At 56.3% G+C, this 11,937-nt stretch carries 15 protein-coding genes; 2 read left to right on the forward strand and 13 right to left on the reverse strand.

The window, feature by feature from the left end:
- Positions 1–11: 11 nt before the first annotated feature.
- Together BVC71_RS08010 and BVC71_RS08015 are read right to left on the reverse strand one after the other, a co-directional pair.
- A complete protein-coding gene (locus BVC71_RS08010) occupies positions 12–542 on the reverse strand; it encodes a TRAP transporter small permease (protein ID WP_086451106.1) in 531 nt (176 codons plus the stop codon).
- Complete coding sequence (locus BVC71_RS08015) at positions 539–1,558, reverse strand: TRAP transporter substrate-binding protein (RefSeq protein WP_086451286.1); 1,020 nt, start codon at positions 1,556–1,558, stop codon at positions 539–541. The genes BVC71_RS08010 and BVC71_RS08015 overlap by 4 nt, the downstream gene beginning before the upstream one ends.
- Before the next feature lie 140 nt (positions 1,559–1,698).
- On the opposite strand from BVC71_RS08015, the gene BVC71_RS08020 reads away from it, so the two are divergent.
- The gene (locus BVC71_RS08020; protein WP_086451107.1) at positions 1,699–2,169 is read left to right on the forward strand and encodes a MarR family winged helix-turn-helix transcriptional regulator; all 471 of its coding nucleotides are present in this window, start codon (positions 1,699–1,701) and stop codon (positions 2,167–2,169) included.
- A gap of 14 nt (positions 2,170–2,183) precedes the next feature.
- Here BVC71_RS08020 and BVC71_RS08025 read toward each other — a convergent pair whose 3' ends face one another.
- The 11 genes from BVC71_RS08025 to trhO form a co-directional block, all read right to left on the reverse strand.
- Positions 2,184–2,687, reverse strand: a complete 504-nt coding sequence (locus BVC71_RS08025) for a flavin reductase (protein WP_205905964.1) — start codon at positions 2,685–2,687, stop codon at positions 2,184–2,186.
- Positions 2,688–2,689: 2 nt separating this feature from the next.
- Positions 2,690–3,649 (reverse strand): PDR/VanB family oxidoreductase, encoded by a 960-nt coding sequence (locus tag BVC71_RS08030; protein ID WP_086451108.1) that lies wholly within the window; start codon positions 3,647–3,649, stop codon positions 2,690–2,692.
- Between the two features lie 2 nt (positions 3,650–3,651).
- A complete protein-coding gene (locus tag BVC71_RS08035) occupies positions 3,652–4,416 on the reverse strand; it encodes an SDR family NAD(P)-dependent oxidoreductase (protein ID WP_086451109.1) in 765 nt (254 codons plus the stop codon).
- Positions 4,416–4,910 (reverse strand): aromatic-ring-hydroxylating dioxygenase subunit beta, encoded by a 495-nt coding sequence (locus BVC71_RS08040; RefSeq protein WP_086451110.1) that lies wholly within the window; start codon positions 4,908–4,910, stop codon positions 4,416–4,418. Before BVC71_RS08040 ends, BVC71_RS08035 begins: the two co-directional genes overlap by 1 nt.
- Entirely contained in the window at positions 4,907–6,184 is a 1,278-nt protein-coding gene (locus BVC71_RS08045) for an aromatic ring-hydroxylating oxygenase subunit alpha (protein WP_086451111.1), read from the reverse strand. Before BVC71_RS08045 ends, BVC71_RS08040 begins: the two co-directional genes overlap by 4 nt.
- Before the next feature lie 12 nt (positions 6,185–6,196).
- The gene (locus BVC71_RS08050) at positions 6,197–6,559 is read right to left on the reverse strand and encodes a hypothetical protein (protein ID WP_086451112.1); all 363 of its coding nucleotides are present in this window, start codon (positions 6,557–6,559) and stop codon (positions 6,197–6,199) included.
- A 39-nt stretch (positions 6,560–6,598) separates the two neighbouring features.
- On the reverse strand, positions 6,599–7,747 hold the full coding sequence (locus tag BVC71_RS08055; protein WP_086451113.1) for an acyl-CoA dehydrogenase family protein: 1,149 nt from the start codon (positions 7,745–7,747) through the stop codon (positions 6,599–6,601).
- Positions 7,744–8,916, reverse strand: a complete 1,173-nt coding sequence (locus tag BVC71_RS08060; protein ID WP_086451114.1) for an amidase — start codon at positions 8,914–8,916, stop codon at positions 7,744–7,746. Before BVC71_RS08060 ends, BVC71_RS08055 begins: the two co-directional genes overlap by 4 nt.
- Positions 8,917–9,175: 259 nt before the next feature.
- Entirely contained in the window at positions 9,176–9,892 is a 717-nt protein-coding gene (locus tag BVC71_RS08065; RefSeq protein WP_086451115.1) for an LrgB family protein, read from the reverse strand.
- Positions 9,885–10,232: a CidA/LrgA family protein gene (locus BVC71_RS08070; protein WP_086451116.1), complete on the reverse strand. Its 348-nt coding sequence runs from the start codon at positions 10,230–10,232 to the stop codon at positions 9,885–9,887. Before BVC71_RS08070 ends, BVC71_RS08065 begins: the two co-directional genes overlap by 8 nt.
- Positions 10,233–10,283: 51 nt before the next feature.
- On the reverse strand, positions 10,284–11,192 hold the full coding sequence (gene trhO / locus BVC71_RS08075; protein ID WP_086451117.1) for an oxygen-dependent tRNA uridine(34) hydroxylase TrhO: 909 nt from the start codon (positions 11,190–11,192) through the stop codon (positions 10,284–10,286).
- A 114-nt stretch (positions 11,193–11,306) separates the two neighbouring features.
- On the opposite strand from trhO, the gene pncA reads away from it, so the two are divergent.
- Positions 11,307–11,909, forward strand: a complete 603-nt coding sequence (gene pncA, locus BVC71_RS08080) for a bifunctional nicotinamidase/pyrazinamidase (RefSeq protein WP_086451118.1) — start codon at positions 11,307–11,309, stop codon at positions 11,907–11,909.
- The last annotated feature ends 28 nt before the right edge of the window (positions 11,910–11,937 follow it).

Here is an 11,937-nt window from a genome sequence, read left to right on the forward strand (position 1 = left end):
GGAAAACTCCTTTATGCGGTGGGGGGCGCAAAGAAACGTTTCAGGGGAATAGCGACGGTGATCAGCGCGCCAACGACCGTGCAAATGGCACAGAAATATCCCAAGGGCGCGATGGGAATAGACAGGTTCGTGGTCGATCCGTTGTAACCGCCGATCTGATCGGCATAGACCCAGAGCCGCCATCCGACCACGCATAGGATCACACCGGAAAACAGCCCCGTCAGCACCTGACGGATCGGGTGAACCCAAGCGGGCATATAATCGACCAGCAGGTCCACGGTGACGTGGTCTTCGCGCAGGGAAACCGCGCCTAGACCCAAAAAGATCACAGCGCAAAGTAGAATTTCGGTCAGCTCTGCCGCGCCTTTGATGGGCGAATTGAACAAATATCGCCCGATCACGTCGAAAACGGTCAGGCCCATCATGGCGACCAGCATGATCGCCCCGATGATGGCGAGCGTTACCCCCGACCGTCCAAGTGTTTGGACGGCCGAAAGAGCATTGCCCGAAGGCGGCTTGCTTATCAGGGCTTGGATTTTCATTCCGCTGCCAGAGCCTCGATTTCAGCCATTAGCATGTCATAAGCGGCTTGCCCGTCGATGCCGGTTTCCGAAACTTCGGCGATTTTGGCGTCGATGACGGGCGACAGGCTTTCGGTCCACGCGGCCAATTGGGCATCGGTTGCTGTGGTTACAGTTACTTGGCCCTCCATCGCGGCCAGACCTGCAGCATCCACGGTGTCCCACATTTGGCCAGCCATGCGGGCCAGCGCTTCGCCTGTGACGCTGTCGATGGCAGCTTGGGATTCTGGGGATAGGCTTTCCCATTTGGCTTTGTTCATCACGACGTAGAACGACGTATTATACAGGCCGCCCGGAACGTCGACGCCAACGGACAGCTGCGGGATCAGTTTGAAAAAGTTCACCGATTCATAGGGAAACAGAATGCCGTCAGCCACGCCTTGGCTCAGCAATTCATAGGCCTTTGACGATGGGCCTTCGACGGGGACCGCGCCCAAGGTCGATGCAACTTCGTGGACGATGCCGCCGCCAACGCGTAGTTTTTGTCCGTCCAGCAATTCAGCCGCGGCCGCGTCGCCGTCTTTTAGGAAAACCTGACCTGGGCCGTGGGTGAAAACGCCGAGAACTTTGACGTCGTCATATTCGCCAGCGTCGGCCAGCATCGCCTCGAATGTGCGCCAATACGCGACCGAGATATCTTCGGCGCTGTCGCCCAAGAATGGGACTTCAGCGATGTTGGTGGTTTTGAAACGACCCGCGTTATAGCCCTGCACGCCAAAGGTGATGTCAGCGATGCCATTTACCGCAAAATCGAAATGCGCAGCGGGTGGTCCCAATGGCGCAGGCAGGATGTTCGCGGTGACCTCTCCGCCCGTGGCTTCGGCGATTTGTTCGGTCATTGGAACGATCACATCCGACACCAATGGGTGCGATGGTGGCAGCCAGTTTGCAACGGTCAATGTTTCTGCCGATGCGGCGGTCGCTGCCAAAGAAGCAGCCAAGGCAATGAGAGATATTTTGGTAAATTTCACGTTCATTTTCATATTCCCCGTTGGAATGGTTTAAGTATATGACGCCTTGATCAGCGCTCTTTTGGCAATAACTGGCCCTTGTCAGGACCGAAAATGCCTGTAGTTTCAGTGTTTCTGATCATTCCGCGATAGATGTTGGGTGCGACATGACCGAAAATTTGGCGAAAGAAGAACAAACCAGTCCCGAACATTTCCGTGACGGATGGCCCTTTTTTTGGATCAATCGTGCGAATGCTTATTACACGCAGGCGTTGGAAAAACGGCTCAAGCCGCTGGGCGTGGACGCGCCAAAATGGCGTGTGTTGATGTCGTTGCACGAACAAAATTACATGTCCGTTTCTGAAATCGCCGAATTTTCCACGCTCAAGTTGAATACCACGACGAAAATCGTGCAGCGCATGATTGCCGATGGATTTGTTGAAACCCGCGTGCGCGCATCTGATGCCCGCGTGACCGAGGTGTGTTTGACCGCAATCGGTGACGATCTGCGTGCCAAAGCTTTGGTCGAAGTGGACCGCATCAAGGCCGAGGCATTTTACAACACGTCGCCCGCCGAACTGGATGCGCTGAATGATACCTTGCGCAAAATCAGCGACGACCTGTTCAAACTGTTTTGATGCAGCCCAGCTCATTACGCGGTTTCCGTGATCAGATGGTGGAAATCGCGGGCGAACCAGACCAGACCGTGACGCGCCTGATCTGACAGGCTGACGGCCTGCACATTGCAGAAAAACACCGAATGCGTGCCCATTTCCTGACGCGAGGCAATAGTGCAATCAAAGGCCACATTCGCGTCGCCTAAAACAGGTGCGCCGGTTTCCATGGTGCCCCAATTCGCGGTGCCGAAACGATCCACGCCTTCGACGTAGCGGGCGAATAGCATCGATAGATCTTGATGATCGGATGCCAGCACATTCACCGCTAGAACGCCGTTTTCCACCAGTTTGTCGTGGGCGAACGCGTTGCGGTTTATACACACCAGCAGGGTAGGCGGGGCATCGGTGACCGAACAGACCGCAGACGCGGTCAGGCCGTGTTTGCCCGCTGGTCCATCCGTGGTGATCAGGTTCACGGCAGCGCCTAGGCGGCTCATGCCTTCGCGGAAATCTAGTTGGGTTTGGGTCAGGTCGGTCATGGTCACAGGTCCAATACGAGTTTCTTGCCCGAACAGCGCGAACAGCAGGCGCAGATGACATCGCCGTCTTCGCGTTCTTCTTCGGTTAGGAATTGGTCGCGGTGATCAATCACGCCTTCGATGACGTCGGTCAGGCAGGTGCCGCAAACGCCTTCTTCGCATTTGACCTCGATCTTGATCCCTTCGCGGGCTAGCGCTTTGGCGATGGTATCTTCGGGGCCGACGGTGACGGTGATCCCGCTGGCGGCGCATTCCACGTCAAAGCTGTCGCCAGTCAGGTCCACATCCGCCGAAAAATATTCGCGGTGCACATTCGCGGTCGCGTGACCTGCGGCTTCGGCGCTGTTGATGACCCAATCCATGAACCCTTGGGGGCCGCAAACGTAGATATGGGTTGCGTCGTGGACGGCAGGTAGGTCGCGGGGCAGGTCCAGCCGTTGATCGTCGCCAGCATCGTCGAAATGGAACACGACTTGATCTTTGAACGCGCAGTTATCTAGCAGATCCAGAAACGCGGCTTGGGATTTCGATCGGGCGCAATAGTGCAGAGTGAACGGTTTGCCCAAGGCATGCAGGCGGTGCGCCATCGCGATCATCGGGGTGACACCAATGCCGCCGCCGAACAGAACAGTTTGGGTCGCAGTTTCATCAAGGGGGAAATGGTTCCGCGGCCCTTCGACGGTAAAGCTGGCACCATTCACCGCCGTTTCGTGTACCTTGATCGATCCGCCACGACTGGCTGGGTCTTTTAGCACTCCGATTTCGTAGAATGCCGTTTCAGCAGGGTCTGAACACAGGGAATACTGACGCCACATATCCAGATCGGGCAGATACAAATCTAGATGCGCGCCTGCGTCAAACGCAGGCAGCGGCGTGCCGTCGACGGTGGCCAGACGAATGCGGGCGATGTTGCCCTGATCGTCGGATCGTTCAATCACAGTAAGGGTTTGAGAGTTGGTCATTGTTACCTCGGGAATAGGCCGCCGTTGACGTCCCAGCAGGCGCCATTGACGAAAGCCGCATCAGGGCCAGCAAGCATCACAACCATGCGTGCGACATAGGCGGGATCGCCCAGCTGACCGACGGGGATATTGGCCAGAAAGCCGTCCATTTTTTCGGGCGGCACGATCGACCACACCATTGGGCTGTCCATCGGGCCGGGGGAAATGGCGTTACAGGTGACTCCGAATGCCGCCAGATCGCGGGCAAAGATTTTGGTCAGGGTCAGGATTGCGCCCTTGGAGGCAGCGTAATGCGCGCCCGTGGCAGTGCCGCCGTTCTGACCGGCCAGCGATGCCATGTTGACGATGCGCCCGTACCCGCGGGTTTTGAAATGCCGGCCAAAGATTTGACAGCCCGCAAAAGTGCCGCCAGCGTTGGTGGCCATGATGTCGTTGAACACATTTGGCTCGATGTCCATCAGCGGCTGCGCCATCGTGCGGGCCGCGTTGTTCACCAGCACCTCGACCGACCCGTATCGATCCACGCATTTATCCAGAACCTTCTGGAAATCGGCAGGGTTCGATACGTCCAGCGTGGCGGTCACAGCCGTTTCGCCAGCCAGATCTAATTCGGATGCCAGCGCCTGACCTTCGTCGCCGACATCGCGGTCGGCGATCACAACGCGGTAGCCTGTGGCGTGCAGGGCGCGGACAATCGCCGCCCCCAATCCGCGCGCGCCGCCGGTCACCACGGCTGTTTGCATCTGTTCGGGCAAAGGCGCTGTCATCAGAACAAGTAGCTGAACGAATTCAGCATCCCGGCAGAGTTCAACAGACGCACGATTTTGCGGTCGATTTTGAAACCATCATCGGTGCGGATCAGCGTGTAATAGGCATTGCCTGCCCAAACGCGCTGACGACCAAATTTGTCTTCGATCAGGTGTTCGGCGCAGGATACGCTGATCACATCACCTGCTGCGTTGTCGATTTTGATGCGCGACAGAGTACGCACTGTTTGCGCCGGCGGAGCCGAAGAGATCGAAAAGCCGCGATTGAAACGATCAATGCGATCACGGCGCATTTTGTCGTTGTCGTAGCACAGGTTCAGCTGGTTTGCGTAATCGTCGCCTTCGTCAATCGGCATGATGTACAGACCTGTGTCAGTCCATAGGTCCAGCCACGCTGCGTAATCTTTGGCATCCAGATATGCGCCTTCGGTCCAGATGAATTCCGTGACATCGGCCAACAGGCTACGAGTGTCGATTTGGCTAAGCTCGGTCATTGGCTCATCATTCCTTTCCACATCTTGTAGGCGGCGCGCATTCCCGTTTCAGCCGAGATGTGACCGCGTGGGCCGTATTCGCCGGGTTCTTCGTCGACCATGCCGCGGTTAACGAGGATCGACAGGTCTTCGCCGCCTTTGGTGCCGCGCTGAACGCGTTCCCAGACTTCGGCGTCGTCAGGCGATCCGAACCCCATTGGGCCCTGAAAATGTTCGTGTAGGCGCATACGCATTTGGTTGGCGGCCTCTGGTCCGCCGTCCATGCCTAGGGCGATGTGACGGATGTCGGTTTGTTCCACCGATTTCGGGGTCAGTACGCGCAAGAAAGACAGCGAAAATGAAACGTTCGGGAATAGGTTCAGGTTGAACCCTGCACCACTGACCGCCCGCACGATTTTGCGCATTTGCTCGTCAGGATATCCGTCATCCAGCAGTTGCTGCGCCAGATCGGCGAAACGTTCGGGGATCGGGTCATCCAGGTTTTCGTCCAGATCCAGCAGTTCGGGGATCATCAGCATAACCGAATGGCCGTTGCCCAGATCTTCGACATAGCCGACGCCTTTGTCCAAGAAATCGAACAGCTCGCCCGTTTCGCCATCCAGTGTCTGCATAAAGCTTTTGTGGACGATCGGGAAATGGTAGGCGTCGGTGGTGTTTTCCAGCTGCACTTTCCAGTTCATCGGAACGGAAAACTGGTGTTCTCCCAATACTTTGACAGGAAAACCGCCGCCCTGTTTCATGAACAGATCGATGTAGCGGCAGACGCCTTCGCCCAGAAAATCAACCAGCGGTTCGGCGTCTTCGTTGAAGGTCGCGAAAACCATTCCGTTGTAGGATTCGGTTCGTAGTTTCAGCAGGCCATGCTGCGTTTTGTCGAAATCATCGCCGTATTGTTCAGGATACGGCAGCGCGCGCAGGCTACCGTCTAGGCCATAGCCCCAACCGTGGTACGGGCATTGGAAGGACGATGTTTTGCCCTTTTTGACTTCGCAGACGGTGGCGGCGCGGTGACGGCAGCGGTTCACCATACAGTGGATTTTGCCCTTGCGGTCGCGCACAACGATCACAGGTTCCAGACCGACGTTCGAAAGTTTGAACGATCCTTTGTCCGGGAATTCGCTGTCATGGGCGACAAAGACCCAAGTCTTTTTGAAAATCTTTTCCATCTCTTCGGCGAAAAGGTCAGGATCTTCGTACATCGAGGTCGCAACCTCGGCAGTGTTGGTGTTGTACAGCGCGTCTAGGTCGCTGAATTTTGGCATATCTAGTGACATGGTGTCGGCCCTTTACAGCTGTGGGATTTCTAAAGCGCGGCCCATGCGCGCTTCGACGGTCATGTATTTCCAAAGGCGGTCGTTGCCTTCGCCGACGACGATGGTGCGCAGCAGGTTGCAGGCGGCTTGGACGTCTTCGCGGGTGGGGAAATCGGCCATGATGTACCATGTGAACGGAAACCCGACGGACGCGCCCACAAAGGTCTGGTCGTCATCAAAGGTGCCAACGATCTCAACGCCGTCCATCTGGTCGATCTTGAACATCAATTCCTGCGTTGCTTTCCAAACAGGGCCGATCTGATCGAATGGCAGGCTGAAAAACGCAGCGTGGTTGTTAAAGCACAGCAGGGTGCGGATCGGTTTTGTCTCGCTCATCTGTTTTGTCCTGTTGTCTGAATTCTGAAATGAAATGGATTAGGGGTAGCCGGGCATCGTGGGTTGGTTGAACAGTCCCGCACCCGCCGCAGGCCATGTGCCAGCACCCATGAATGCGTGCTGGGCAACGCAGGCGGCATCGATCATGCAGCGACCCAGCGGATGGCCCGTGGTCATCACGCCCGACCCGCCGATGTTGAATGCGATCCGTGCGGCCTCGGCCCCGTCGGCGGCGGCTTTGGTCGCGACAAGGCGCAGTTTCACGCGCATGTCGTGGCTGATGTCGCCAGTGGTCAGCAGTTCGTCCCAGCCCGCTTCGATCGTGTCGTAAAACGCGGCCTTGGCGCCCATCAGGATGCCTTGGGCCTTGGCGTAGCCTTCTTGGACGTAAGGACGGGCACCGGGGTTTGGTGCGCCTGTGATTGATGCGCGTTCGGTGCTGTCTTTCATGAAATCCAGCGCTTCGCGGGCGGTGCCCAATGCGACAACGGCTAGAACCTGCGCGGCCAATGCCATGGCGGGGAAACGGAAAATCGGATCATCCATCGACGACGGTGCGCCGCGTACAAATGTCCATTCTGGGGCAACCGTGACGTTATCAACCACCGCATCATGCGATCCAGTCGCGGCCAAGCCGATGGTATCCCATGTTTCGTCGACTGTGACCGACGATTTAGGCAGGACGGCGACGCGCGGCAGGGGTGTGTCGTCACCGTCAATTTTTATACCGCAGCCAACCAGCGATGCGCCCATGATGCCTGAACACCATGGCCAGCGGCCTTTGACCACGTAGCCTTTGTCGGTTTTTGCGGCCTGCTGCGGTGGGAACAATGCGCCCGCAAAAACCGTGTTTGGATCGGCGCCATAGATTGCGGCATAGGTGTCCGTTGGTAGCGCGGCCAGATATGTTGCCGATACCCCGAATGATGCGACCCAGCCCGTTGATGCGTCAGCTGCCGAGATGTCTTCAATCAGACGGCAGAAATCGGCAGGCGATTTTTCATCGCCACCAAATCGGGCGGGAACAAAGGCACGATAGGCCCCGATTTGCTGAAGTTGCTCAACCGTGTCCTGCGGTATGTGACGCAGGTTTGAAAACTCCGAACGGCGGGCACGGATAGATTCTAATACAGCGGAATATTCGCTAGTTTCTGACTGGCTTGTGGCCAATCTAGTGACTTTGTTCATTGTTCGAATTCCTTGATTAACGCGGGGCCGCGGAAATAGGGGGTGCAACCGACAAACCAATCGGCAATCGCACAAAGGTCTGCGTCTGCGCCTTTGCGGCCAACGATTTGCAGGCCGACAGGCAGGCCCGTGTTGGTGCGGGCGGGCAAGGTGATTGCGGGATGACCGCTAAGGTTAAAGGGACGCAAGAAACGGGTCAGCGGCAGGATTGTTGCCGGATCCAAAGCTTGGGTCAGGGTCGGCGGAATAACGGGCAGCGCAGGGGTGACGATGGCGTCATAGCGGGCCAGCAGCGCGTCCACTTCGTCAGTAAAGGTCGCGCGGATGTATTCAGCGGCATCGTATTGATCTTTGGTCACGCTGCGGGCCGCGATCAGCCGTGCGCGGACATCATCACCTAAAGGCGCATTTTCATCGATCAAATGTCCGAATTCTGCGGCCATTTCATAGGCGATGATCGTCATGCCTGCGTCGAAAGCCGCGCCCATGTGAGGCAGCTGTTCGTAGGCCATGTCGGGGTAGGACTCCATCAACGAGATGACCAGCGGATCGCCGACTTCGCGGGTGAGGTCAGATTTGATGCGGGCCAGTTTTGGCGGATGTTTGATGGATGTGCGTTTGAAGGTGGGGTCAATCGTGGCCATGCCTGTCTGCAGCATGTTCATGTCGCGGGCAAAAACGCCGACGCAATCCAACGTGCTGTTTACAGGTGTCAGGCCATCGCGGGATACGCGGCCAAAGGTCGGTTTGAATCCGAACACGCCGCAGCAGACCGCAGGTTGACGGACCGAACCGCCTGTATCTGTGCCCACGGCGAAATCACACAGGCCCGATGCGACAGCGACCGCCGATCCTGACGATGACCCACCAGGGATGCGATCGGGCCAAATTGGATTGATGGGGGTGCCGAAATAGTCGTTCGCACCCGTCATGCCATAGGCCAGTTCGTGCATATTTGCCTTGCCGATAATGCGGCATCCTGCAGCGATCAGATTGTCAACAACTGTGGCGTTTTGTGCTGCGACCGGCCCCGTAGAAAAGGTTTCTGACCCTGCAGACGTGATATAGCCTGCGATGTCGATGCAGTCCTTGATGGCAACAGTCGGTCCGTCGCCTCCTAAGGAAAGAGGCTGGACCAACGCATTAAAGGCGTCGGTGTGGCGTGTCATAGGTTTTCCGATTTCGTCTTTGCTGATTACAGCGGATATACAGTAACTTTCACGTAAATAATTTACGCGTCAATCACCGACAGTCGGAAAAATATGAAAACCGCAAAAACTGGAATATTACCGCATTTATGTTATGCACATGTTGCAAATTGGCGTCTAAAAAATGTGCATCGCTGAGATTTCACCGATTTCAGCACGATTCGATGCGAGATCTGTGATCCATTAAATCGGATTTTTAGGTGATTAATACCCTATTGGGTCACAGTAAAAGGGGCCAAATCAATGGCAGTGCCAGCGCGGTGACCAAGGCATTGAGGCCCATTGCCAGGCCTGAAAACGCCCCCGCGACCTCTCCGATCTGTAGGGCGCGCGCGGTGCCAACGCCGTGGGCGGCAGTACCGATGGCGAAACCTGCGGCCCGTTGATCAGTGACGCGCAGCAGCGATAATACCGCTGGTCCAATCGCCGCGCCTGTGATGCCAGTGCCCATCACAAAAACGACCGCAAGGGCGGGAATCCCGTTCAGTTGTTCGGCAACTGCCATGGCAACAGGTGATGTCACGGATTTCGGCGCAGCAGAGGCAAGGATGTCTGCGGGCAAATCGAACCACCATAACAACCCGACAGCAGATGCCATCCCCGCAAAGGATCCGATGCATAGACTGATAATAAGGGGCCATGCGGCCTCTTTCACGCGGTCCAACTGACGATACAGCGGAACAGCCAGCGAAACAGTCGCCGGGCCCAGTAGGAAATGGACGAACTGGGCGCCGTCGAAATAGGTTTCATAGCTGGTGTTGCTAAGGGTTAGGATCGTGATGATGACCACTACAGCGACCAAAACAGGGTTCAACAATGCAAAATTACCCGAAGCGCGAAATGCATACAGCGCCAGTTGATAGGCAACCAGTGTCAGTGTCAGGTGAAACAAAGGCGAGGCGCTAAGGTAGACCCAAACCTGAAATAAGTTATCCATCGCGGCGACCTTTCAGCAGCAGCTGAAGAACGACACCCGTTACGCCAATCCCAACAATAGTGCTGACTAAGATAGACAGGCTAAAGGCAACCAGATGGGATGCCAAAAGCCCAAGGTAGACCATCACTCCAGTGGCCGCAGGCACGTAGAGCAATTGCATATGCCGCTGGAGCCCGTCCGTCACCTCGGCCAATTCGGCGGGGACGTGTCCGCGGATCACAAGGAACAGTAGCAACGCCAATAATCCGGCGACCGGCCCTGGGATAGGTAATCCAAACGAGCCAATAAACAGTTCGCCAACCAATTGGCAGACGAAAATCAACGTCAGATACTTTAACATTGCGCCCCCTTAACATGCCGCAATTCAGTTTGGCACGTTTGGGACGGCTAGTTAAAGATCAGCGCCCAAATGTTTTTCGCCGCGTTTTTTTGCCAGTTGGATCTGTTTCTGGCGTTCGCGGAAACGGGCTTTGTCGGTGTCTGATGTTTTGTCGATGCACAGGTGGCAGGATACGCCTTCTTCCCATTCGGGGCGGTTCTTGTCCTCTGGCATGATCGGGTGACGGCATGCGTGGCACATTTCGTGCGGGCCTTCCTTTAGGCCGTGACCAACGGATACACGGCCGTCAAAAACGAAACAGTCGCCTTTCCACAGGCTTTCGTCCTCGGGGACTTCCTCCAGGTATTTCAGGATGCCGCCCTGCAGGTGGTACACTTCGTCGATGCCCTGCTGTTTGACAAAGTTCGTCGATTTTTCACAGCGGATGCCGCCCGTACAGAACATCGCGATGCGTTTGTTGTGGAAACGCTCTTTGTTTTCTTCCCACCATGCGGGGAATTCGCCAAAGGACTTGGTTTCGGGATCGATCGCGTTTTCAAACGTGCCGATGGCGTATTCGTAATCGTTGCGGGTGTCGATCACCACAACGTCGGGCGCGCTGATCAATTCGTTCCAGTCTTTGGGTTCGACGTAGTGGCCCACGGCTGCGCGCGGATCAACGTCCGGCTGGCCCATGGTCACGATTTCCTTTTTCAGGCGCACCTTCATTTTGCCGAAGGGCTGTTCGGACGCTGTCGACAGTTTCCAAACGATGTCGGAACATCCGGGCAATGCCTTGATATGCGCAAGCAGTTTGTCGATCGCTGGGCCCTTACCCGCGACGGTGCCGTTGATGCCTTCTTTGGCCAGCAACAGGGATCCGGTGATCTCTTGCGATTTACACAAATCCAATAGCGGCCCGCGAATGGCTGCAGGGTCCGCAAACGGGGTGAAGTGATATAGAGCGCAAACTGTAAACATGGTTTCCCCTTACGCCTGTCGAATAGATTCAGCAAGCGCGGCGAAATGTCATTGCCCGCGTTGACGGCGCAAAGAACCACGTTAGGGTCAAAACCAACCTGACAGGAGAGTGAGATGACCAAATCCACAACCGCGCTGATCGTCATCGACGTGCAAAATGATTTCTGCCCCGGCGGTGCGCTGGCTGTGGCGGGCGGCGATGAAATCGTCGCGGGCATCAACGAAATTATGGACGATTTCGGCGCTGTTATCCTGACCCAAGACTGGCACCCAGCGGGCCATTCGTCATTCGCGTCCAGCCACGCGGGCAAATCCCCGATGGAGCTGATCGAAATGCCCTACGGCCCCCAAGTGCTATGGCCTGATCACTGTGTTCAGGGCACCAAAGGCGCTGAATTCCACCCCGATCTGCGGATAGACGGCGATCTGATCATCCGCAAAGGGTTCAATCCTGCCATTGACAGCTATTCTGCGTTCTTTGAAAACGACCACACGACCCCAACAGGGCTGGACGGGTATTTGCGTACCCGTGGGATTACGGACCTGACTCTGGTCGGTTTGGCGACTGATTTTTGCGTGAACTATTCCGCCGTGGATGCCGCCAAACTAGGTTATACCGTGACCGTCCGCACCGATCTGTGCCGAGGCATTGATTTCGACGGGTCGATGGTTGCGGCCATCGACGGAATGCGCGCCGCTGGCGTTGACGTTCAATAACCTGATACACGGGCCGCAATCGGCACAA

The sequence above is a fragment of the Marivivens niveibacter genome, from assembly GCF_002150005.2.
GTDB lineage: Bacteria > Pseudomonadota > Alphaproteobacteria > Rhodobacterales > Rhodobacteraceae > Marivivens > Marivivens niveibacter.

Bases quoted from the DNA above. Each gene is read 5' to 3' on its own strand.
- BVC71_RS08010 (WP_086451106.1), bottom strand. From the start codon at position 542: ATGAAAATCCAAGCCCTGATAAGCAAGCCGCCTTCGGGCAATGCTCTT.
- BVC71_RS08015 (WP_086451286.1), bottom strand. From the start codon at position 1,558: ATGAACGTGAAATTTACCAAAATATCTCTCATTGCCTTGGCTGCTTCT.
- BVC71_RS08020 (WP_086451107.1), top strand. From the start codon at position 1,699: ATGACCGAAAATTTGGCGAAAGAAGAACAAACCAGTCCCGAACATTTC.
- BVC71_RS08025 (WP_205905964.1), bottom strand. From the start codon at position 2,687: ATGACCGACCTGACCCAAACCCAACTAGATTTCCGCGAAGGCATGAGC.
- BVC71_RS08030 (WP_086451108.1), bottom strand. From the start codon at position 3,649: ATGACCAACTCTCAAACCCTTACTGTGATTGAACGATCCGACGATCAG.
- BVC71_RS08035 (WP_086451109.1), bottom strand. From the start codon at position 4,416: ATGACAGCGCCTTTGCCCGAACAGATGCAAACAGCCGTGGTGACCGGC.
- BVC71_RS08040 (WP_086451110.1), bottom strand. From the start codon at position 4,910: ATGACCGAGCTTAGCCAAATCGACACTCGTAGCCTGTTGGCCGATGTC.
- BVC71_RS08045 (WP_086451111.1), bottom strand. From the start codon at position 6,184: ATGTCACTAGATATGCCAAAATTCAGCGACCTAGACGCGCTGTACAAC.
- BVC71_RS08050 (WP_086451112.1), bottom strand. From the start codon at position 6,559: ATGAGCGAGACAAAACCGATCCGCACCCTGCTGTGCTTTAACAACCAC.
- BVC71_RS08055 (WP_086451113.1), bottom strand. From the start codon at position 7,747: ATGAACAAAGTCACTAGATTGGCCACAAGCCAGTCAGAAACTAGCGAA.
- BVC71_RS08060 (WP_086451114.1), bottom strand. From the start codon at position 8,916: ATGACACGCCACACCGACGCCTTTAATGCGTTGGTCCAGCCTCTTTCC.
- BVC71_RS08065 (WP_086451115.1), bottom strand. From the start codon at position 9,892: ATGGATAACTTATTTCAGGTTTGGGTCTACCTTAGCGCCTCGCCTTTG.
- BVC71_RS08070 (WP_086451116.1), bottom strand. From the start codon at position 10,232: ATGTTAAAGTATCTGACGTTGATTTTCGTCTGCCAATTGGTTGGCGAA.
- trhO (WP_086451117.1), bottom strand. From the start codon at position 11,192: ATGTTTACAGTTTGCGCTCTATATCACTTCACCCCGTTTGCGGACCCT.
- pncA (WP_086451118.1), top strand. From the start codon at position 11,307: ATGACCAAATCCACAACCGCGCTGATCGTCATCGACGTGCAAAATGAT.